Origin of the sequence: Alteromonas naphthalenivorans, from assembly GCF_000213655.1 — a bacterium.
Lineage (GTDB): Bacteria > Pseudomonadota > Gammaproteobacteria > Enterobacterales > Alteromonadaceae > Alteromonas > Alteromonas naphthalenivorans.
The window spans coordinates 2,710,481-2,733,260 of the sequence record NC_015554.1; the positions used below are offsets into that span (position 1 = coordinate 2,710,481).

23 protein-coding genes are annotated in these 22,780 nt (G+C 43.1%); 5 read left to right on the plus strand and 18 right to left on the minus strand.

Annotation, left to right across the window (positions count from 1 at the left end; all coding sequences use genetic code 11):
- Positions 1 to 8 precede the first annotated feature (8 nt).
- The 8 genes from tolR to aspS form a co-directional block, all read right to left on the minus strand.
- A complete protein-coding gene (gene tolR / locus AMBT_RS11895; RefSeq protein ID WP_013784871.1) occupies positions 9 to 434 on the minus strand; it encodes a protein TolR in 426 nt (141 codons plus the stop codon).
- A 48-nt stretch (positions 435 to 482) separates the two neighbouring features.
- Positions 483 to 1,175, minus strand: a complete 693-nt coding sequence (tolQ, locus tag AMBT_RS11900) for a protein TolQ (RefSeq protein WP_013784872.1) — start codon at positions 1,173 to 1,175, stop codon at positions 483 to 485.
- Entirely contained in the window at positions 1,165 to 1,563 is a 399-nt protein-coding gene (ybgC, locus tag AMBT_RS11905) for a tol-pal system-associated acyl-CoA thioesterase (RefSeq protein ID WP_013784873.1), read from the minus strand. Before ybgC ends, tolQ begins: the two co-directional genes overlap by 11 nt.
- A gap of 457 nt (positions 1,564 to 2,020) precedes the next feature.
- Positions 2,021 to 3,025, minus strand: coding sequence for a Holliday junction branch migration DNA helicase RuvB (gene ruvB, locus AMBT_RS11910; RefSeq protein ID WP_013784874.1), 1,005 nt, complete (start codon positions 3,023 to 3,025; stop codon positions 2,021 to 2,023).
- A 106-nt stretch (positions 3,026 to 3,131) separates the two neighbouring features.
- Entirely contained in the window at positions 3,132 to 3,752 is a 621-nt protein-coding gene (ruvA, locus tag AMBT_RS11915; protein WP_013784875.1) for a Holliday junction branch migration protein RuvA, read from the minus strand.
- Between the two features lie 129 nt (positions 3,753 to 3,881).
- Positions 3,882 to 4,400, minus strand: coding sequence for a crossover junction endodeoxyribonuclease RuvC (gene ruvC / locus AMBT_RS11920; protein ID WP_013784876.1), 519 nt, complete (start codon positions 4,398 to 4,400; stop codon positions 3,882 to 3,884).
- A complete protein-coding gene (gene nudB, locus AMBT_RS11925; protein ID WP_013784877.1) occupies positions 4,400 to 4,840 on the minus strand; it encodes a dihydroneopterin triphosphate diphosphatase in 441 nt (146 codons plus the stop codon). Before nudB ends, ruvC begins: the two co-directional genes overlap by 1 nt.
- A gap of 3 nt (positions 4,841 to 4,843) precedes the next feature.
- Entirely contained in the window at positions 4,844 to 6,604 is a 1,761-nt protein-coding gene (gene aspS / locus AMBT_RS11930) for an aspartate--tRNA ligase (RefSeq protein WP_013784878.1), read from the minus strand.
- A gap of 162 nt (positions 6,605 to 6,766) precedes the next feature.
- On the opposite strand from aspS, the gene AMBT_RS11935 reads away from it, so the two are divergent.
- Positions 6,767 to 7,714, plus strand: coding sequence for a DUF72 domain-containing protein (locus AMBT_RS11935; protein ID WP_013784879.1), 948 nt, complete (start codon positions 6,767 to 6,769; stop codon positions 7,712 to 7,714).
- Between the two features lie 176 nt (positions 7,715 to 7,890).
- A complete protein-coding gene (locus AMBT_RS11940) occupies positions 7,891 to 8,379 on the plus strand; it encodes a GAF domain-containing protein (RefSeq protein WP_013784880.1) in 489 nt (162 codons plus the stop codon).
- A 114-nt stretch (positions 8,380 to 8,493) separates the two neighbouring features.
- Here the strand turns inward: AMBT_RS11940 and AMBT_RS11945 are convergent, their stop codons facing one another.
- The 8 genes from AMBT_RS11945 to AMBT_RS11980 all read right to left on the minus strand — a co-directional run bounded on the left by AMBT_RS11945 (position 8,494) and on the right by AMBT_RS11980 (position 17,324).
- Positions 8,494 to 9,834: a sigma 54-interacting transcriptional regulator gene (locus tag AMBT_RS11945; protein WP_013784881.1), complete on the minus strand. Its 1,341-nt coding sequence runs from the start codon at positions 9,832 to 9,834 to the stop codon at positions 8,494 to 8,496.
- A 2-nt stretch (positions 9,835 to 9,836) separates the two neighbouring features.
- A complete protein-coding gene (locus tag AMBT_RS11950) occupies positions 9,837 to 10,421 on the minus strand; it encodes a hypothetical protein (RefSeq protein ID WP_041452562.1) in 585 nt (194 codons plus the stop codon).
- A 1-nt stretch (position 10,422) separates the two neighbouring features.
- The gene (locus AMBT_RS11955) at positions 10,423 to 11,820 is read right to left on the minus strand and encodes a sensor histidine kinase (protein ID WP_041452563.1); all 1,398 of its coding nucleotides are present in this window, start codon (positions 11,818 to 11,820) and stop codon (positions 10,423 to 10,425) included.
- A 103-nt stretch (positions 11,821 to 11,923) separates the two neighbouring features.
- The gene (locus AMBT_RS11960) at positions 11,924 to 12,205 is read right to left on the minus strand and encodes an EF-hand domain-containing protein (protein ID WP_232363138.1); all 282 of its coding nucleotides are present in this window, start codon (positions 12,203 to 12,205) and stop codon (positions 11,924 to 11,926) included.
- Positions 12,206 to 12,506: 301 nt separating this feature from the next.
- Positions 12,507 to 14,543, minus strand: a complete 2,037-nt coding sequence (locus AMBT_RS11965; RefSeq protein ID WP_049791827.1) for an EAL domain-containing protein — start codon at positions 14,541 to 14,543, stop codon at positions 12,507 to 12,509.
- A 244-nt stretch (positions 14,544 to 14,787) separates the two neighbouring features.
- Complete coding sequence (locus tag AMBT_RS11970; protein WP_013784886.1) at positions 14,788 to 15,228, minus strand: tellurite resistance TerB family protein; 441 nt, start codon at positions 15,226 to 15,228, stop codon at positions 14,788 to 14,790.
- 99 nt (positions 15,229 to 15,327) lie between these two features.
- A complete protein-coding gene (locus tag AMBT_RS11975) occupies positions 15,328 to 16,980 on the minus strand; it encodes an ATP-binding SpoIIE family protein phosphatase (protein WP_013784887.1) in 1,653 nt (550 codons plus the stop codon).
- 38 nt (positions 16,981 to 17,018) lie between these two features.
- Positions 17,019 to 17,324 carry an STAS domain-containing protein gene (locus AMBT_RS11980; protein ID WP_013784888.1) on the minus strand — a complete coding sequence of 102 codons (306 nt, stop codon included), beginning with the start codon at positions 17,322 to 17,324 and terminating at the stop codon, positions 17,019 to 17,021.
- 194 nt (positions 17,325 to 17,518) lie between these two features.
- Here AMBT_RS11980 and yciH point away from each other — a divergent pair, with 194 nt between their 5' ends.
- The 3 genes from yciH (at position 17,519) to pheA (ending at position 20,210) form a co-directional block, all read left to right on the plus strand.
- Positions 17,519 to 17,851: a stress response translation initiation inhibitor YciH gene (yciH, locus tag AMBT_RS11985; protein ID WP_013784889.1), complete on the plus strand. Its 333-nt coding sequence runs from the start codon at positions 17,519 to 17,521 to the stop codon at positions 17,849 to 17,851.
- A 43-nt stretch (positions 17,852 to 17,894) separates the two neighbouring features.
- Positions 17,895 to 18,695: a response regulator gene (locus tag AMBT_RS11990; protein ID WP_013784890.1), complete on the plus strand. Its 801-nt coding sequence runs from the start codon at positions 17,895 to 17,897 to the stop codon at positions 18,693 to 18,695.
- A gap of 333 nt (positions 18,696 to 19,028) precedes the next feature.
- Positions 19,029 to 20,210 (plus strand): prephenate dehydratase, encoded by a 1,182-nt coding sequence (pheA, locus tag AMBT_RS11995; RefSeq protein ID WP_013784891.1) that lies wholly within the window; start codon positions 19,029 to 19,031, stop codon positions 20,208 to 20,210.
- Positions 20,211 to 20,299: 89 nt separating this feature from the next.
- Here the strand turns inward: pheA and tyrA are convergent, their stop codons facing one another.
- On the minus strand, positions 20,300 to 21,445 hold the full coding sequence (gene tyrA / locus AMBT_RS12000; RefSeq protein WP_013784892.1) for a bifunctional chorismate mutase/prephenate dehydrogenase: 1,146 nt from the start codon (positions 21,443 to 21,445) through the stop codon (positions 20,300 to 20,302).
- A 43-nt stretch (positions 21,446 to 21,488) separates the two neighbouring features.
- Positions 21,489 to 22,580 (minus strand): 3-deoxy-7-phosphoheptulonate synthase, encoded by a 1,092-nt coding sequence (locus AMBT_RS12005; protein WP_013784893.1) that lies wholly within the window; start codon positions 22,578 to 22,580, stop codon positions 21,489 to 21,491.
- Between the last annotated feature and the right edge of the window lie 200 nt (positions 22,581 to 22,780).

A 22,780-nucleotide genomic window follows, 5' to 3' on the forward strand; every position in this document is an offset into this window, starting at 1 on the left:
CAATAAACCTACTCTGGCTCAACGGGGTCTGTCATTAAACCTACAGAAGGCACGCCCGCGCCTTGCAATAACACCATAAGTTGAATGACTTCATTATAAGCAACTTGTCCATCTCCTTTTACTACCACTGGCGTATTAGGATCTTTTTGTAGCTGAGCTTGTACTAAGGCTGCTAAGTCTTCTTGTTGCAGGGGCGACTCTTGGTCGTCTCCCACATTAAGAAAATAGCGACCTTTAACGTCTACTGACGCAATAATAGGTGGATTATCTTCTTGCTCAATAGGATTCGCACTCGCTTTAGGTAAATCAACTTTAACCCCTTGCGAAATTAGCGGAGCCGTTACCATAAAGATAATCAGTAGCACCAACATTACATCGATGTAGGGCACTACGTTAATTTCAGAAACCGGCCTACGGCGCTTTCTTACATACATAATAATTCCTCTCTCACCAGTGAATTAAGCTCGCATCAATGTTCGCATTTACGCTTGCGGCTGCTGAGCTTGACCAGATACTGCCTGACGGTGAAGAATGGCAGAAAACTCTTCCATAAAGTTACCGTAACTGTTTTCCAATTTTTCAACTTGGTGACTAAAACGGTTATACGCAATAACCGCAGGAATGGCCGCAAATAAGCCAATAGCTGTTGCAATAAGCGCTTCAGCGATACCTGGTGCAACCATGGCTAGCGTAGCTTGTTGTACTTCCCCTAGCGCGATAAAGGCGTTCATGATCCCCCAAACCGTACCAAATAGGCCGATATACGGGCTAATTGAACCAGCTGTTGCTAGAAACGGGAGTCGGCTTTCTAGTTCTTCTACTTGGCGAGACATTGTTACCCGCATTGAGCGATAAGTACCGTCTACAATAGCATTGGTGCCGGTATTTGATTTGCGTAAGCGGACAAATTCTTTGAAGCCGGCACAAAAGATAGTGCCGATACCTGATAAGTTAGGGCGAGCAGATAGCTCTTGATAAAGTCGATTTAAATCAGCACCTGACCAAAACTTATCTTCAAACTGACGCATCTCTTCTCGTGCACTTGAAAGCGCCTTACTACGCTGAAAGATAAATGTCCAAGAGGCAACTGATACGCCTAATAAAAGCAACATAACAAGTTGAACAATAAAGCTGGCCTGCAAAAATAGGCCGATAAAAGTAAGATCAGATGACACGCGTTATTTCCCCTAACAATGTACGTGGTAGTCGTCTAGGCTTCATAGTATCTAGACTGACACAAGCAACTTGAATATCGGCAGATACCAAAGTTACATCTTGTTTATTTTTAATGGTTTGTTGAAACGTCATACTCGCACCTTTCAATTCTACAACCTGCGTTTCAATACTCAACAGATCATTGAATCGAGCAGGCGCATAGTTATGCATTTCAACGCGTTTGACGACAAAAGCGACCGATTGTTCCATTAATCTATCTTGTTCGAAGCCAAGGGCTCTAAGCCACTCGGTTCTTGCCCTTTCCATAAACTTGAGGTAGTTGGCATAATAAACAATGCCACCTGCATCGGTATCTTCGTAATACACTCTTACTTGGTGTAAATGCATAAATATTCTTTCACCGTCAATAAAATTCATCGATAATCAAGGTAATTGGCTGCATATCATTAACTCAACTTACCACAACCACCCCTCTCAACCTCAGCTACGTAGAGCGTTTAGCTGTTTTTAAAGATAAAATGATAAACTATTAACACCCTCGCAACACATTAGTTTTTCTAAGGCTAAAAAACAATTTTACTCAATTGCAAGAATACTAACTAAGCCTATAATACGCAGCATCAGTCCTACAGAGCGTAATGGTGTATCACACGGTTATGCAAGAGTTTTTCTCCTGTTAGACATGAGTTCCCTGGATTTATTTCCTTTAACACTTGTTGTTTTGGCCCGTTCATTGAGCGGGCTTTTTTTTGCCTGAAGAAAAGTGATGTACATAGCAGATATAAGTGCATTGAGTATGAGCAAACGTAAGGTCTGCCCACACAACCATGCATACAGTGGACAGTTAAGCTGAAGGCGTGAAGCCAAAATGAAGATACGCCCGCTGTGACACTATACGTCCACGTGGAGTACGCTGCAGGAAGCCTTGCTGAATAAGAAAGGGTTCTATTACATCTTCAATGGTTTCTTTCTCTTCACCAATTGCCGCTGCTAAGTTGTCTAGCCCTACTGGGCCGCCATCAAATTTCTCTATAATGGCACAAAGCAATTTCCGATCCATGTAATCGAAACCTTCTTTGTCTACATCTAGCATATCCAATGCCTTTGCAGCGGTTTCAACACCTACCGTACCATCAGATTTAATTTCAGCGTAATCTCGAACTCGTCGCAATAGCCTGTTTGCAATACGCGGTGTACCTCTAGAGCGACGTGCAATTTCTTGAGCGCCTTCTGAACTCATATCCAAATTTAAGTAACTCGCACTACGAGCCACAATGGTGGTAAGGTCTTTAACCGAATAAAACTCTAATCGTTGAACTATCCCAAACCGGTCACGCAATGGCGAGGTAAGCGAACCTGCCCGCGTTGTAGCACCAACGAGTGTGAAGGGAGGTAAATCTAGCTTAATAGAACGAGCAGCAGGCCCCTCGCCTATCATGATGTCTAATTGATAGTCTTCCATCGCCGGATACAGAATTTCTTCCACTACAGGGCTTAATCGATGAATTTCATCTATAAAAAGCACATCGTTGCGTTCAAGGTTAGTCAGCAATGCAGCTAGGTCACCAGCCTTTTCAAGTACCGGCCCTGAGGTGGTTTTAATACTGACATCCATCTCGTTCGCCACAATATTTGCTAGCGTAGTTTTACCTAGCCCAGGCGGACCAAATATTAATAAGTGATCGAGAGCATCGTCACGCTTTCTAGCTGCCTGAATGAAGATTTCCATCTGCTCACATACGTGAGGCTGGCCTGTGTAATCATCAAGCATTTTGGGGCGAATAGCACGGTCGATAACTTCATCTTCGGTACTCGCATCAGGCGTAATCAGTCTGTCAGCTTCTATCATTATGGCTCTGCTTTAGTGTAAATCGGCAACGTTGCTCTATCATTCTTGGCATATTGAGCTTTGGCTCATTTTAGCCTTAGCTTATTCTGGCCTTGCGTAACTAGGTTCAAATAGCGGCTTTTAACGCTTCACGTATAAGCGATTCGCTTTCCATGCCTTCTTTATACACACTATCGATAAGTTTACTGGCCTGCGCAGGCTTATAGCCTAGTGCCACTAGCGCGCTCTGGGCATCTTCTCTCGTATCGTTTACTTCTACTAACGTATTGGTATTAAGTAAATCACCACTTGGCGGTGGAATAGCAATACTTTGCACTTTGCCAAACTTCGCTAACCTATCTTTTAACTCAACCACTAACCTTTCAGCGGTTTTCTTACCAATACCCGGTAAACTTACTAGTGCCGAAACATCTGCATTTTGAACCGCTGACAAAAATTGGCCTGCGGACATACCCGATAATATGGTTAAGCCTAATTTAGGGCCCACACCGTTTGCTTTAATTAGCTCTCGGAATAATCCTCGCTCCATTTTATCGGCAAAACCAAATAATAATTGCGCGTCTTCTCGCACGACGAAATGGGTATAAACCACCACTTCCTCACCTACCGCTGGTAATTGATAGAAGCTGGTCATTGGCATATGAATTTCATAACCTACCCCATTTGCATCTACCAATATTTCTGGGGGCTGCTTTTCGGCTAATGTACCGCGAATACGTCCAATCATGACTGCTCTCTTACCTGATATTTTCCCAACTTAGGGAAATAAAACGAATAGGAAGGTTCTATTGTTTACAAACAGTGTTTACAAAAAGTGATTACAAAAACCCATGCTTTTTATAGGCGAGCAAAGCAATTAGCGTAAACGGCCTCGCACTGTTTTACGTGCTTGCCCTGCCATATTTATTAGGCTTTGCTCGGTATGGGCATGACATAGCGCCACAGCTAGAGCGTCAGCAGCATCAGCTTGCGGTGTACCGCTTAAACTCAATAAATGCTTCACCATGTGCTGCACTTGGGTTTTATCTGCACTTCCCTTACCTACGACAGCCTGTTTAATTTGCCTTGCCGAATATTCTGCTACTGGCAGTTCACCTTGAGTGGCTGCCACAATAGCGGCACCACGGGCTTGCCCTAACTTCAATGCAGAGTCGGGATTTTTTGCCATAAACACTTGCTCGATAGCAAATTGCGCAGGGTTGTACTGGCGAATAATATCGCTAATACCGGTATAAATATTGGCTAGTCTCGACGGCAAATCTGCCGTCCCTACGCGAATACAACCGCTCGCCACATACACAAGTTTACCCTGCTTACGTTCAATAACACCGTAGCCTGTAACCCTAGAACCTGGATCTATACCCAGTATAACCATTAAGGTACGTTTGGTACAAACATTGATACCGCCTCTTTGTTTGAAGGCGACCAAAGTCGCGCTAATGCTTGTGCTTTATCTACCCACTCATACTGCAAATGTTCAGTAAGCACCAACGGTAAGGTACTGTCTACTTGAAGAGAAAAAACGTGTTCGGTGTTGAACCGGGTTCCGGGGGGATATCGATGCAACCAGCGGCTGCGAATTTCGTATTGGTTTTGTCTATTGTGGTTAAACATTTCTATAGACAATTGTTTGGCGTCAATCCCTGTTTCTTCCGCTACTTCTCGGTATGCGGTTTCAATAGGGAGTTCGCCATCTTCCATTGCGCCGGTAACCGACTGCCAAAATTCAGGGTCGTCATTGCGCTGTAGCAAAAGTACCTTATGGTGCTGATCGTACAACACCACAAGGACCGACTCGGGCTTTTTATAAGCCATCGTTTACGACGGCTTTTTTACCGTTGCAATCGCCAACTCTTCCAACTGCTGTGGATTCGCTGGACTTGGCGCAGATGTTAATGGGCAAGCCGCTGTCGTGGTCTTAGGGAATGCCATTACATCTCGAATAGAACTAGCACCTGTCATAAGCATAACAAGGCGATCTAAACCGAACGCTAGACCTGCGTGAGGCGGCGCACCAAAGCGTAACGCATCAAGTAAGAAGCCAAATTTATTCTTCGCTTCTTCTTCTTCAATACCCAAAATCTCAAACACGGCAGATTGCATTTCTTCGTTGTGAATACGTACTGAACCACCACCAAGCTCGCAACCATTTAATACCATATCGTAGGCATCAGACAATGCGCCAACCGGGTTTGCTTTAAGCTCTTCTGCGGTTAAGCCGCGAAGTGCAGTAAACGGATGGTGTATAGCATGAAGCTGTCCATCGAATTCTTCAAACATAGGGAAGTCGACAACCCACAACGGCTTCCACTCACCTTCTAAGAGTTCAAAGTCTTCACCTAGCTTAAGGCGAAGTGCGCCCATAGCTTCGGTAACTACTGTGTTAGTGTCGGCACCGAATAACAAGATGTCGCCAGCTTGAGCGCCAGTGCGCTGCAAAATACCGTCGGTAATATCTTCGCTTAAGAACTTAAGAATAGGTGATTGTAAACCTTCTTGGCCAGGTGCCATTTCGTTCACTTTCATCCAGGCTAAGCCCTTCGCGCCATATATGCCAACAAACTTAGTGTACTCGTCAATTTGCTTACGAGACATGCTCGCACCGCCAGGTACGCGAATAGCAGCAACACGACCTTTAGGATCGTTCGCAGGGCCACTGAATACTTTAAACTCAACAGTTTCAAGTAAGTCAGCAATATCGGTAAGCTCTAGTGGATTACGTAAATCAGGCTTATCGCTACCAAAACGCTTCATTGCTTCGGCGTAGGTCATGCGTGGGAAGTCACCTAAATCTACGTTCAACATAGTGCTGAATAAATCGCGGATCATGCTTTCGGTAATCGCCATTACGCCATCGGCATCTAGAAACGTAGTTTCGATATCGATTTGAGTAAATTCTGGTTGGCGATCGGCACGTAAATCTTCGTCACGGAAGCATTTTACGATTTGATAGTATCGGTCCATGCCAGACATCATCAGCAATTGCTTAAACAATTGTGGCGATTGCGGCAGTGCAAAGAACTCGCCTTTATGCGTACGGCTAGGTACTAAATAATCACGAGCACCTTCAGGTGTCGCTTTGGTCAATATAGGGGTTTCAATATCTAGAAAGCCTTCGCCTTCTAAGAAACGACGTACTGCCCCAGTTACCTTAGCGCGAAACTGCAAGCGCTGGCTCATAACAGGGCGACGTAAATCAAGGTAGCGGTAGCGTAAACGCTGCTCTTCAGAGTTCTCTTGGTTCCAATCAAGTGGAAGCGCATCAGAACGATTGATGATTTCTAGGCCTGTGCCCAAAATTTCAATTTCGCCGGTACGCATATCTTTATTAATTTGACCTTCTGGGCGAGCACGAACTTTACCAGTAAGTTTCACGCAGAATTCACCGCGAAGTTTATTCGCTACGCTTAATACCTCTGGTAAATCAGGGTCGAATACCACTTGAACGATACCTTCGCGGTCTCGTAAGTCGATGAAGATAACGCCACCTAAATCACGGCGTTTGTTTACCCAACCACATAGGGTGATTTCTTGCCCAATGTATGATGAATCGATGTTCCCACAGTAATCTGTGCGCATGGTCGTTGACCCCTGATATTCTTATCTTGCGTTACACGATGGAAGGCAAACCCTTGAACCTGCTTGCCATTACTCTACAATGAGGCGATCGCGCCCCTTGCCATCATGCACTATGTGTTAAATTAAGGTCGCATAGTATAAACAAATGCGCAGTAAAGCCCAATGACAAATACAAACAATCCTGCAGTAACTAAATTATCAACTTCTTCGGCGCTACCCAAGGTATTTATTGGCTTGCCACAGTGGCAGCATAGTCATTGGCCTAAAACCTGGTTTGCTAATTACCCGAAAAGTGACAATCAACTGGTTCATTACGCTAATGAGTGTAATACGGTTGAGGGAAATACGACCTTTTATTCTCTCCCCCATTCTGATGCGGTAGCACGCTGGGAGCAATCGGTAGGAAGCGATTTTTCGTTTACCTTTAAATTTAACCAACAAATTACCCACGTTCATCAATTATTGCACTGTGAAGATGAAGTAAATGAGCAATTACAGACACTTGCGCCACTTAAGCACAAACTCGGTATAATGTTGCTGCAACTTCCTGCAAGCTTTGGCCCTGAAAAACTAGAAAGGCTGGCTGCGTTTTTACACCATTTACCACGCCACATTACCGTTGCGGTTGAAGTCAGGCATTTGGCTTTTTTCGGTAAGGGCGATGAAGAAAAGCAATTGAATCAACTGTTAATTGAGCAAAACGTTAATCGTATTATTATGGATACTCGCGCCTTGTTTACCGGCCCTGTTTCAAGGCTAGATACAGGGGCTAATACAAGGGCTAGCAACAGTGCGCTATTAAGTGAGGTACGACATAAAAAACCTAAAGTGCCGGTGAATGTGATTGCCACCGCGAATAACCCTGTCGTTCGTTTTGTAGGAAATGATACAGACGAAGATAATATTGCGTGCTTAACGCCTTGGGTAAATAAAATTCATCAATGGCGGCTAGAAGGAAAAAGCCCGTATTTCTTTTGTCATCGACCCGATAACAAAGATGCCCCGTGGTTGGCGCAGCAGTTTATTGATTTGTACAACCAAAAGCATGGTGATACGGCAATTCCTAACCTTGCCATTAAACAACAGCCGAGCCAAAACGCCTTGTTTTAGCATGCATTCTGATGCACATAAATTTCTTTAAAAATGCTGCTGTTTTACCTCTTTAAAATAGCAAAGCCGTGCACTATAAATTAAGAATATTAACTAGTGCTTATTCTTACCTTACTATAAGATGAAAGTTATTGAGACAGTCTCAATAGTAACTTTTTATTTAAGTGAAATAATTAATGGAATCATCAACGCTTGATCGCGAAACCTTGCGATTAAAAGCCCTAGAAAATTTAAATATTCTAGACACCAAACCCGACGCACAGCTAGATGCCGTTACCAAAGCAACCCAAGAATATTTTAAATGCAAAATTTGTTTGGTGAGCTTAATTGCCGAAGACAGACAATGGTTTAAGTCTCGCCAGTGTTTAGATGTGTCAGAAACACCGCGCAATATTTCATTTTGCACTTACGCGATAGCGGAAGAAGAATATTTGATTGTGACCGACGCAACAAAAGACAGCCGTTTTGCAGGCGGTCCCTTGGTTAAAGGTGAGCCTTACATTCGCTCTTATGCAGGCGCTATTCTTCGTTCAACCGATGGGTACGAGCTTGGCACCTTATGTGTAATTCATGATGAACCGAGAGAGTTTTCTGCTGAAGAAATTCTTATGTTAAAAGAGATGGCCAAGAAAGCGGAAACCATCATTAATGAGAATCAATGGTAGATTAACCATCGCTGACAAGGCTATTGAAGCCTACGTTTCTAAATAAAAAAGCTGCCACATTGGGTGGCAGCTTTTACGCTTTACGCTTCAAAGATACTTCCAGTGCAGATCGTACTAGCGAAAGTCTCCTGCATCTAAGTCATGCTTCTTCATTAACTTATGCATATCGGTTCGGTTACGACCGGCTAGCTCAGCTGCACGGGTCACGTTTCCATCCGTCATTTTCAAAAGCTTGTTCAAGTACTGTTGTTCGAAGGCATCGCGGGCTTCGGTCAGCGTTGGCCAACTTTGCTTAGTGGCTGATAGTGCTTGCTCTACAAGATGCAGAGGCACTACTGGAGTTTGTGTTAACGCAACACATTGCTCTACCACGTTCACCAATTGACGCACGTTTCCTGGCCAAGATGATTTCACTAACAACTGCATTGCATCGTCTGAAAACTGGCTCACGTTCACACCATGACGCTGGGCACTTTGCTGTAACAATGAACGAGCGAGTAATGGAATATCTTCGCTACGCGCTTTCAACGATGGAAGCTTTAAGTTCACCACATTTAGACGGTAATATAAGTCTTCTCTGAAAGTGCCCTCTTCCATTTCTTTGAGCAAATCTTTGTGCGTTGCCGAGATAATACGAACATCGATATCTACATGCTTACTGCTGCCTACAGGCCTAATTTGACGCTCTTGTAATGCACGTAATAGTTTAACTTGTAGTGTCATTGGCATATCGCCAATTTCATCTAAAAATAAAGTACCGCCATCGGCTTCTCGAAACAAACCTGGGTGAGCAGCTACCGCACCAGTAAAAGCACCCTTAGCGTGTCCGAATAACTCTGATTCAAGTAAGTTTTCTGGCAGTGCGCCACAGTTAATGGCAACAAACGGCTTGTCGCGTCGATCGCTTGCCTGATGCATGGCATTGGCAAGTAATTCTTTACCTGTACCACTTGCTCCGCTAATGAGTACACTGACTTCTCGTTGTGCAATCCGGTACGCTTGATCAAGTACATTAAGCATATCTTGAGAGCGGGTAACAATACTTTTCGCCCATTCACCGGGCTGAGCCGCTTGTGACTGACTTAATGCTTTTTGTAACAAGGTACGCAGTTCATCATGATCAACAGGCTTTGGAAGAAAACCAAATACGCCACGCTGAGTAGCCGCAACCGCGTCCGAAATAGTACCGTGGGCGGTCATTAAAATAACGGGAATATCTTTTCGAATGCCCATGATTTCTTCAAATAAACTTAATCCGTCAAGGCCAGGCATGCGCAAATCACTGAGTACCACGTCAAAAGCATCATTTTGAAGCTTTCTTAACGCCGCATTACCATCTTCAACCGCAGTAACTTGATAACCTTCACCTTCTAAACGAATGGTTAAAAGGCGAAGTAAACTTTTATCATCATCAACCAACAATAAATGGGGTTTGTTCTTGCTACTTTCACTCATTGTTAGTTGTTCCTGTTTTTATCCATAAGTGTTGCTTCAATTTGGAGTAGTTCTTCTAGTTTTTTCTGCTGAGCTTTAAGCTCAGCATACAGCTTTTGTAATTCTTGACCTCGAAGGGTGTTTTCTTTGCTTAATACACTCAACGCAGACTCAAGTTCCATTAATTGTTTGTTTGGGTTACTTACCACAACGTCAATAACCAACGCGGCAGCGTCGGTAAATTCAGGCATTAAATCATCTATAGAAAGTTGGGCTCGTAGCCTGTCTTGATACGGGGTATCGCTGGATAAGGATAAAAGGTAAGCGTGAATTTTGTCTTTTTTCGATTGACCAAGCGCTGTCAATTGCGCTTTGCGTTCAATCCAAGGCGTAGCATCAGCTTCAAGCCAAACTTCTAACCAGTAAGCCATGTCGCAATTGTAATCAAAATTTTCAGGTTCTGAAGTGAACAGGCAAATATCGTCATCTACAGCCACTTCAACGATCTGGGGTGGAGTAACTTCAATTTTCTGTTCGATTGGCTGCTTAGACAACACACTGCAACCCGACATCATCGTCAGGGCCAGTATCATACAACTTATTCTCATTTTATTTTTCCTGTTGAGGAATCGTCACCCTAAAGCACACATCAGCATAATCAACATCGACAACTTGCACGTCGCCATGCATCAGTCGCGCACAATCCGCAACAATCGATAAACCTAATCCTGTGCCTATAACGTTGTCATTTCTCGGCTCTGCGCCACGGGTGAAAGGTTCAAACAGTGTTGCAACCGACTCTTTGGCAATCCGCTTGCCCCGATTTGCAACGTCCAATATAGCAAAGTTATTATCTAAATATATATGTACATTGATGGGTCGCCCTACAGCACCATGAGCTACTGCGTTAGACACCAAATTGTCGAGTATTCGTCGGAATAACTCTTCGTCAGCCCAAATATGACTGCTTTCTACCGATACCGTCACTTCGCGTTCTTGTAACGCCAGTGCGTAATCACCCAAGCATGCATCAACCAACTTCTTCGCATCAGTTTTAACAATGTCGGGCTGAGCTTGCTGTAATAACAAATTATAATCGAGTAATTTTTCGATTAGGGTGTTCAATCTTTGCGTACTTGCGCTAAGAAGCGACAATATTTCACGTTGAGGATCATTTAAATCGCCCACAACATTTTCCGATAATAAACTACATCCTTCTTTAATGCTGGCTAACGGTGTTTTCAACTCGTGAGCAGCATGCCGCAACAATGCTGTGCGTATATGTTCCAATTGACCAAGGCGATCGTACAGCCAATGCAGATCTTTCTCCACATCTATTAACTCTCGCGGAGCTTGGCGAGACAAAGGGGGAAGATCACCTTGTTGATGAGCCACTATGCGTATTATTTGCTTTAGTTTATTGACTGGATTAACAATCAGTTGGCTTCCTAATAGGATAAGCAGCAAAGAAACACTTACCAACATCGCCGTAGACCACGCCTGCTTTGCTTGCATCGCGTTTAAGTCATCTTGCTGCACTTTGACCCGTTCGGAAATAGCAAGTTCCACGTCGCCTCGAAGTTGTGAAACACTGCGTGAGACGTTAGCTAGATACGCATTAAGTAGGAGTTGATCTTCAATTATGCGGTAATCAGAAAGGTCGCCTAATTGTTCTGACAACCTCTCGCAGGTTCTCTGAACAGATAAGGCTTGGCAAAGATTATCAGCAGCCACGGCAAATTGATCGAGTGCATTATCGGATAAGGTGGCAACTTTTTCGGTGCGAATAACGGCGTATTGGCGAATACTTCGCTCTAAATCAACAACAGCACCATCCAGGCGCTGCATATCGCCCACAACATCAACCACATACCGGGTTTCCAGCGTGGTCATTTGCCCCACTTTAGCTAAGTCACTTTGACTTTGCCACAACAGCGCAATTAATGGGATTAACGCCAGCACGAAGCTACCTAGCGTTAGTTGACGTAATGAGCCTAGCTGAACCAGCCGTTCACCAAATGAAAATTTCTCAATCAGAGTGGTATTCCTTCAAACAAGTACCGGCAGGCGCATCTGCTAGGCTTTTATTTATTTTGCTCGCTGACCGCCGCTATTTACTAACGGCAGATTTTGCATTTCCCGGTGTCAGTTTACTTTTTGCTAATTCGTCTTCGGTTAATTTGCCATCTTCATTGTCGTCAATTAACCCAAAATTACGCAATAGTTCGGTGTGACGAACCGCTTCTTTTAGTGATATCAAACCGTCTTTATTAGTATCTAGCTGCTGCATCAACGTTTTCGCAGGTGAAGCGTGCGCTTCAACTACCGATATAGCTTGTATCGCCGCGATAGTCATTAAAATCAGAAAAACCTTCTCTAGTCGTTTCATCATGAATCCTCCGCATTACTGCTTGTTTATAAATCCCTTAAACTAACTTCGATAACTCTGTTAACTCTGATTGAATAAGCTAAAATTGAGCCAAAAATACAAATAAACTATATATCATACACTTACAAATTATAAACCGACTTGCCTCCTATTCGATGTCTCTAGAAACAGACACAGTTACACGAACTCCTGTAAATGTATCCAACAACCTAATAAAGCGTCAAATAGGCTGCAAAAACAGTTCGTTAGAACAGTCTATTTAACTTCCCTTAAAAAAAGCAATGCATGGGCTTTGAATGCCTACCTAGGCTTCACTATTGTCTGTATTGCCTATGTAAAACTGTTTAGGTGATTGAACAAGCTCATCCATAGGAATCGGTTTGCTAAACATAAACCCTTGAATGTAGTCACAACCGTGATCAATCAAATAATGCCACTGTGTTTCATTCTCAATACCTTCAGCACATACAGTCAGTGAAAGACGTTTGGCCAAATCGATAATAGCGCCCGTTACCAGTCGACTTCTTTCGGAGGTTTCTAGTTCATGTACGAACTGCTTATCAATTTTTAGGGTATCGATACTAATTTGGGTCAAATAACTTAGTGAAGAATACCCCGTCCCAAAGTCGTCAAGGGCAATGGCGCATCCCATGTTGCTCATGCGTTTAAAGAATTTATTTGACGACGCAAAGTTCTCTAAGTAAGCAGACTCGGTTACCTCGAATTCTACATATTCAGGGTTTACATCGTAGCGCGTAAAAATCTCATAGATATTATCAAACAGGTTGCTATCACGAAGATCGTGCCCTGATAGATTCACTGACACGCGAAAACGATGGGGAAGCCATTCTCTTAATTTGGGCAGATCAATACAGACTTTTTCAATGACCCAGCGCGTAATGGCAGATATCTTGCCGCCTTGTTCCGCGATGGGTATAAATTCATTCGGGCTGACCAAGCCATATTCGGGGTGTTGCCATCTAAGAAGCCCCTCTAAGCCGATAACCTTCCCTTTTTGATCGACTTTAACTTGGTAGTACACCATAAACTCATCATTCTTTAGCCCTTGCTCTATGGCATTAGCTAAATGGAATTTACGCTTATGTGATTCCACCATATCAGGTGTAAATATGGTAAAGCTGCCACGCCCTTTAGCTTTAGAGCGGTACATGGCAAGGTCTGCATTGCTCATTAATTCGCTTAAATCGTAGTCGGCGTCTATGGCTCGTGCTACGCCCACACTAACGCCGACAGACAATGACAATCCTCGTAATTCAAAAGGACTGGTAAAGGCATCAATTAATCGAATAGCCATATTTTCAAGAGTGGTATCTCCCGTTTCCCTGTCGGGTAGTACTAAAAATTCGTCTCCCCCTAAACGGGCGACTAAATCCCCTTCCCGCAACAGTGCGCTCACCCTATCTGCCACTTCTATCAATATTAGGTCACCGGTCTCATGACCGAGTGAATCGTTTATTCCTTTAAACCCATCTAAATCGAAAAACAGTAGCGCTAGATCATCATCATTTCTTCGTGCTCGGGCCAACTCTAAACGCAAATTATCAAGCACAAATTGCCTATTAGGTAGCCCGGTTAGGCTGTCATAGTTAGCCAGGCGAATCATGGTTTCCTGTTGATTGACCAACGTTTGAGTTTGTTCATGATTGATGAGTAGTTCAACCTCTATCATTTCTAACAGGAGGTTGATGTTTTCTCCTAACTCTCCAATTTCATCTCTCGAAGTTAGGTTTTGTCGTAACGCATAATCTTTTGTATCGGTGACTTGTTTGGTGAAAAAACTCAACTCACTTAAAGGGCGAAATACACGACTAATGAAAAACAATGTGCCAATAATGCTTATTACCCACAGCACGAAGATAAGGGGAACGACATTCAGCAATAAACTTTTAACACTACCGGTGAGTGGTGCCTTAGCATCCACGAAGAGTATCAAGAAACCATCTGGCGATTGCGAAGAACCTATAACCCTTCGTGCCATAATAACGTCATTTTCTGAGGATACGCCTTCGCTTAAAGAAAATGGCTCGAGTGTATAGAAAAAGGGCTCATTTAACCTATCGGCAGATGGGCCATCTTCTTCTAGTAAAAGCGTAAATTCACTGTCATAGATTCTTGCTGAAATAACATGTTCATGCTCCTTTAATAGGCTCAAAACATTCGAAATAGACGAGGCTTTTTGTGTAGTTAATAACATAGCTGGCGCTACATTTTTCACCACGCCATTTGCAAGAGAAACGGTATGAGAATGTGCCAAATTGAGATAAAGCGCTTTGTGCTCTATTACCGCAAACCACAACACAGCTGCAGCCATAACTGACATAGACAAAGTTACGACAATACTAATTGGGGCCTTTATAGACTTAAATACACCCACTTGCTTAAACACCACCCGCGTTATACATTGCAATCATGTTTTAAATAAATCTTACGTTATTATCACAATCTCGACGATGTCTGAGACCACAGAAAATCATGATTTATTTATAGCATTATTTTTCACTAATTACCTGTGTAACAAGCACTTTTTACATTATTAATAGCGAGCAAGTGTTTCAAGTACTGTATTAATTTTCTGGTGAAACATGCAGTTTGGCTTTAATAAAATGGGAATGCGGCACATGTAGTAAATCTGATATACGCCGTATTGTATGCTCTTCAATAGGAGCAAGTTGATTATCTGCATAAGCAATAACCCATAAGCCTTCGAGAATATCCCGCTTTTGGTCTGGATCACACGTTTGATTAATTATCTTAGTAAATTGTACTAAATCGACAGCTTCTTCTGCTGACATACGACCTTCTTCCATTAGCAATTTTAGCTCATCATCAGAGAGCTCAAACTGCTTATATAAGTGCGTTTTGTAAGCTTTAAGCTCACTGTCTGTAACATTATCGTCAGCCCGCATAATTTCACTTAACAATGCAGCAGTGGCAAGTTCGACAGTATGTTTCTGTTGCTCTTCTGACTCTTTCGTTTCGAAAAGCTGTAACAAAGATTTAAGCATTAGGCGCTCCAATTAAACAACGACGCTATTGCATAACATATCCACCGTTCTGAAGTGGGAATATACGGCAAATCGTTGGCATTTTTAGTTTAGTGGTAGTTATTCAACGGCTGTATTGAGCAAACAGTTTATTTTTCGCCCGCCTTTTTCAAACCACACTTTACTACTTAGCGCTCTAATAAGGCCCAGCCCTCTTCCGAATGAGTCATTACTTTCGGGGCTGGCTTTACGCTCCCAATCAAAACCATTGCCGCTGTCTTCTATTGAAAGAAAGACAACCTTTTTCACAGGATCAGACTCAATACTAATAATAATCGTCCCTTCATCTAGGGCGCTCAGCAGCTTTTCTCGCTGCTCATAATATAGTTGAAAGCCTTCTGGTGAGTGCTTTAAACGTGAGTCCATGTTCAAAATACCGTGCTCTAAGGCGTTGCTAAACATTTCGGAAACCACGGTAAAAAGCACCGAACGAACATGTTCAATACCGCTACACTGAGAGGTTTGGTGGAGCATACGGGTTTGAATATCGGGCTGCTTCAAATGCTTGGCACTCAAGGTAATAACTATATTCAATGGAATATCGTCGGTAGCTCTATAGGGCTGCACGCCTTCTAACGACTGACTTTTAAAGATAACCACAGAAACATCGTCGTCAAAACTAGGCGTAGCCGAAAATGCTTTAGCGTGATTAAAAATCCCGTCGGCAGTAATATCACTAGCATCAGCACACCATTGTTTTACCCCCTCTTCGGTTAGCATATTTCCGTCAGCATCAACCGCTTCTGTTAGTCCATCGGAATAGATAATTAACTTGTCATTTGCCAGCATTTCAAAAATTTCGCATTCACTGTCAAACTCATGTTGCTCAAGAATACCCAGTGCCATATGAGGTGAAGAAATCGTTTTGATAAATCGCCGTTTGCCTGACACCACCATCATCTGTGGCATGCCACCTTGCCACAAAGTAATTCGTGAACCATCAGAGCCAACCTCGCCGACAACCGCAGCCATAAACATATCGCTGGGTAAAAATCGCAATAGTATTTTATTAAACTCTGTCGCCATTTCATTGACCGACAGCCCTTTTGCTGACATCTCTTGAAATGCGCGCGTTACCGGCAATGCACCTATGGCTGAAGCAAGCCCGTGCCCAGTAAAATCTCCCACTAAAAAGTACAGGCCGCCACTTGGGCTAGCCTCACACACAAATACATCCCCATTAAATGTTTCAGCTGGCGTTAATGCGTGATCAAAATAGTTAAGAATGTGGCTTTTATTAACAATGGCATGACTGAAAATATGCTCAACAATGGCATGCTCTCTTGCTACCCGTTGCTGATAAAATCTAAGCTCTTCATTTTGCTGTTCGATATGCGCGCTTAGGTTACGAATTTTTTCGTGAGCACGAATTTTAGCGGTGAGAATATGTTTGTCGAAAGGTTTGGTCGCAAAGTCATTCCCTCCTACCTCTAAACACTTAACCAGACTTTCTTTGTCATCCAGCGCGGTGATGAATAAAATAGGTAAGTATCGGCCGCCAGCTAAGGTTCTAATTTGTGGTGCAACTTCGAAACCACTCATACCCGGCATGATTACATCAAGTAACACTAAATCGGGTATCGCTTGTTCAACTATCGCTAGCGCGTCTTCACCGCATGCAGCTTCAACACAATCAGTAAACCCCGCCTCGCTTAACATGCTAACTAACATGGTGCGATTTATTGGTTCGTCATCAACGATAAGAATTTTCATTTAATGTTAGCGCCCTGTGGCTTACTTACCGCTACGTCTCAACGAATAATAAATTTTTTGTCAAAACGCGATATTTTTAGTATTCGCTCAACGGGTGGTCGGCTATTCTCAATACTAAATGTCAGTGACCTTTGTGATAATACCTTTTGCATATTAAGCAACATACCTAAGGCTGAACTGTCCATGTATTCTGTCTTAGCTAAATCAACGGTGATGTGCTTCACATCAGAGTCTAAATCTTGATAGGCTGAGCGAAATGCTTCCACTTTACTGAAATCAAACTTGTCTCCCATCTCTATGATTAAAGTCTCTTGATCATTGACCTTGTCCTTTAATACATTCATCCAATCACCCCTTTTTCCGTTAACTACACTGCTTCCCTTTTCCTTTTATCCTGAACTATTCCAGGAGTGAACTCAGTGTATATTTAGGCTTTACTGAATTTATTCTAGCGCAGATATTTCAGCATGCCATGCTACAATTGTAGATAAGCCTAAATATGGCTCGTTTAACGCACAGGAAAAAATCAGAGGATAAAATGCAAGATTGGCAAGATGCACTGCTGGTATACAGTACCGATACAGGTAAAGTTAAACCTTCGCCTAAAGAAGCAAAGCGTTCCACTTCCGACGATGGTATTGTTCGCATACATAGAGAAACAAAAGGCCGCAAAGGAAAAGGCGTGTCTATAATTAAAGGGCTCGATTTAGCCCCCGATGCGTTAAAAAAGCTAGGCACTGAATTAAAAAAGAAGTGCGGCTGTGGTGGCGCGGTAAAAGATGGACACATTGAAGTTCAAACGGATGACCGTGAGAAGCTAAAAGCTTTGCTGCTGGATAAGGGCTTTAGCGCTAAAATTGCTGGGGGTTAATTCACTCCCCTTACTTTCCTTAAAATACCAAAAAGAGAACGGAATGGAAAAGCTGTCAATTTCTGATTTACATATCATATTAGTTGAACCCTCTGATACACAGAGGAAGATTATTACTACCCTATTGTTGAAAGAAAAGGTAAAGGAAATTGATCCTGTTAGCACCCTTTCTGAGGCTATGTCAGCGGTTAAAGCGCACGGTGCAGACCTTATTGTTAGCGCGATGTATTTCGAAGACGGCACAGCATTAGATTTGATAAAATTCATTAAAGAAAATGACGAATTTAAAACTATTCCATTCATGTTGGTCTCAAGCGAGAACAGAATAAGCAAATTGGAAGAATTTAAACAAGCTGGCGTTTCAGCCATTCTTCCTAAACCATTCGAGCCTCTTCATTTGTCTCGCGCGCTTAACGCTAGCCTTGATTTAATCAATCACGACGAACTTGAACTCGAACTATTTGATATTCACGATGTTAGAGTGCTGCTGGTTGACGACAGTAAATTGGCGCGTAATCACATTCGTCGTGTACTTGAAGGCATGGGTTTGCAGCGCATAAAAGAAGCTGAGAACGGCGCAATGGCACTTACCTTTATAAAGGATGAAGCCTTTGATTTAGTCGTTACCGACTACAATATGCCAGAAATGGATGGTCGAGAGCTATCTGAGTTTATCCGTTTCAACCCCGAAACTACGCATATTCCTATCATCATGGTAACGTCCGAAGCGGCAGATAGCGCCCATATGGCCAATATTCAACAAACCGGTGTGAATGCGCTATGTGATAAGCCCTTCGAACCTACGGAAGTTCGACAAATGCTAGCGGCCTTGTTAGGTAACTAACATTACGAATTGCAAATAATCTCCCCATATTGATTAAAGCAGAAAACCGACACCATAGCGTCGGTTTACTGCTTTAAGGCAAATTCGTTATTCGCCCTACCCCTTCTACTAGTATCTATCAAGCCCTCCCCCCAATAAAAATCAAAACCAATGTAAAAACAGGTTGACACTGAAACGCTGTACGCATAAAGTCAATCGTATGAAACAGAATAATATACATGCAGTGGCTATCTTTTTTGCGTTTATGCTCTTTAAATAGGGAGGCGCAGCTACATGCATAAAAACCTCCCTCAAGGGAGGTTTTTTTTTAGCTAATACGATAAGTGGAAAACTATGTCTGACAACGCCTTAGATGCTGTAAGAGAGCGCATAACATCATTAGATAGTGAACTTCTAACCTTATTGGCTGAGCGCCGTGTGCTCACCAACGAGGTTGCTGAAACTAAAATTAAGCACCATATTCCAGTTCGAGATCAGAAACGTGAAGAGCAACTGCTTGTTCGCCTTATTAAAGAAGGTAAAGATGTAGGTCTTGACCCACACTACGTTACTCAGATTTTTCACGTCATCATTGAAGACTCAGTGTTAAACCAGCAGGCAATGCTTGCTGAACGCGCGAACCCTGGCAGTACGCTTCCACTAAATCGCGTGGCTTTCTTGGGCGACAAAGGCTCTTACTCGTACCTTGCTACCCAGAAATATTTCTCTCGACGTCCGGGTGAATTGCTGGAAATAGGTTGTCAGAGTTTCAGTGAAATTATTCAAAAAGTAGAGAATGTAGAGGCCGACTATGCGGTTCTGCCTATTGAAAATACAACCTCAGGCAGTATTAATGAAGTTTATGACCAACTTCAACATACTCACTTAAGCATTATTGGCGAACTTACTCACCCTATTCGTCACACCTTGCTTGTTGGCGCAGATACGACCGTAGATAAAATTAAAACCGTGTACGCTCATCCACAAGTATTCACACAATGTAGCCACTTCTTGGCTGAGCTTGGCAACATTGAAGTGAAAACCATGGACAGTACATCATCGGCTATGTTGACAGTGAGTGAGCTACAGCGAGATGATATTGCAGCTATTGGCAGTGAGGCTGGCGGAAACCTATATGGACTTACAGCAATAAAAAGTAACTTGGCCAACCAAAAAGAAAACCACAGTCGCTTCATCGTAGTTGCTCGAAAAGCCGTAGTAGTTCCACTTCAAGTACCCGCTAAAACCACACTGGTTATGTCAACGGTCCAAAAGCCCGGCGCATTAGTTGAAGCGCTGTTGGTGCTAAGTGAAAACAACATTAATATGACGAAGCTAGAGTCTCGTCCTATTCCAGGTAATCCTTGGGAAGAAATGTTTTACATTGATGTGAAAGGCAATGTGGAAGATGGCCCTGTACAAAATGCCATTGAAGCCCTTAGAAACATTACCCGTTACATTAAAATACTGGGCTGCTACCCTAGTGAAGAAATTAGCCCTACCAAAGTGGCTGCGGCTAGTGCGCTAGCGGAATAATATAAGCCAGCTATAAGAACGGTACTGCGGGGGTTAATGGCCATCGAAGTACCGTTTTTTTGTTGCTAGTTCGCAGAAAACATACCCTATTATTTCTTACGCAATAGCTGGCCGTCATCGGCTTTTAACAACAATTGCTTACTATCTACCAGACAGTTTTTTGCATAACTGCCAAACCAATTCCCAATGGTTAGAAACTGTTTGATAAACGCTTTTTTATCACCCTTTTCCAACACGTTTAAGGCTAAACCGAAACGGTCATAGAAACGGCGGAGTAAAGCGAAGTTTTCAGGGTTGTTGAAAATAATATCGGCGTACAACTCGGGGGCTTGCGCGAATAATCGGCCAACCATAGCTAACTCTAACCGATAGATTGGCGAGCTAAACATAGTGAGAGATTCAAGATCGGGATCTTCTCCACGTAAATGCTCACCATACACGAAGGTATTAAAGTGGCGCATTACCTGAATGTAAGCCATAGACTTATCATGTTCTTCGGCGGTACTACTATGAATAGTTGCACCCCAGATTTTCATTTGAGCGATGAGCCAATCATAAGCGCTTTCATTGCGCCCCTCACACACCACCACAACTTGTTTAATCATACCTGGAGCATCAGGCCCAAACATAGGGTGCAAGCCAACCACGGGGCCCTTATGCACCGCCATCATGGCTTCAATGGGCTTAACCTTGATACTCGTAATATCCGCTAAAATACAGCTTTCGGGTAACATTGAGAGCTGACCTATTACCTGTTCAGTGAGGTTAATAGGCACAGCTACTACCACTAATGCAGCGGTTGAAAGCACGTTTGCAGCATGACCACTCTCCCAGTCTTCTCTTTCAACGACAGAGACTGAATATCCGCTTCGCTCGAACAAGCTTACGAATATTTTACCCAGTGCACCGGCCCCACCAATAACCACAATGGTACCAACGTCAGCATTTACCCCAAGGTATCGATTATTTTGCGTATGATAAGACTCACGCATGATGCGGCGTAACAGGTCTTCAGTAAGATCAGGGGAAACGCCTAACGCTTCAGCTTGCGCTCGTCGTGAAGCAATGAGTTCTTTTTCTCTGGAAGGTACATAAACAGGCATGCCAGCTTCGGCTTTTACCTGACCTACTTGTGTAGTAAGTGCATTGCGTTTTGCGAGAAGTTCAACGAGCTGGGTATCCAGCTCGTCAATTCCTTCACGCAGCGTGTTTGATTGCTGCGAAAAATCGGCCATTCAGTGTGTCCCTCAAATCAAATGGCACTGACTACCTCACCTATTAGGCAACATCGGTGCGCTTATTTTGGCGTAAGGGTAGCACAGTTATTAATTTATCTCTGGTTTGAGCAATAAGCGATTCTGTGGTTTCCCAGTCAATACAGCCGTCGGTGATAGACACACCATATTCCATTTCGCTTAGCTTTTTCCCATCAGATTTTTGGTTACCCGCTTTTAAGTGGCTTTCTAACATCACGCCAATAATAGACTGGTTACCTTCGAGTATTTGATTTACTACGTTTTGTGCAACCAGAGGCTGACGACGGTAATCTTTTGAAGAGTTCGCATGACTACAATCAACAACTAAGCCCGCTGTTAGCCCAGCTTCTTGCATTTCAACTTCACACTCAGACACACACACTGAGTCGTAGTTTGGTTGTTTACCACCACGTAGGATAATATGGCCATCTGGATTACCACTGGTGGCAATAACACTCACTTGACCTTGCTTGTTAATACCCATGAAGCGATGACCTGATGCTGCTGATTTAAGGGCATTTAGGGCAATATCTAAGCTGCCATCAGTACCATTTTTAAAGCCTACTGGCATTGATAGACCACTGGCCATTTCACGGTGAGTTTGTGATTCTGAGGTACGAGCACCAATTGCAGACCAGCTGAATAATTCGGCTAAGTACTGAGGGCTAATTGGATCTAGCGCTTCAGTCGCAACCGGAAGTTCGAGTTCAGCCAACCAAATCAATAGTTCACGGGCTTTACGCAGACCAGCTTCAATATCGAATGTATCGTCAATGTGAGGGTCGTTAATTAACCCTTTCCAACCCGTTGTGGTACGGGGCTTTTCAAAATAAACGCGCATCACAATGAATAAGGTGTCTTTGCATGATTCATGCAGTTCCTTTAACTTAAGCGCGTATTCTTTAGCTGCTTCAACATCGTGAATAGAACATGGCCCACATACGACCAACATACGATGGTCACGGCGGTGAATGATATCAGAAACAATCTTGCGAGATTCTGAAATAGCTGCAAGCGCTTTCTCTGAGGCAGGCAACTCAGCGCTTAAAGCTTCTGGGGTAATAAGCACATCTTCAGCGCTTACGTGGATATTATTTACTGTGTCCTTGATCATGGGGCTCTCTTAACTACTAAAAACGGAAAAAATGAAACGTCAAAAGAGTATATTTTCGCATGTAAACTTATTTGTACAACAGGCATTTTCTAATTTTCTTTAACGTCATTGACTTTTTAACAACAAACGAATAAGCAAGCAAGCTTTAACGTATAATACTTTGCTTTAAGTCCAACAAATATGTTTTTCACCTGACGATC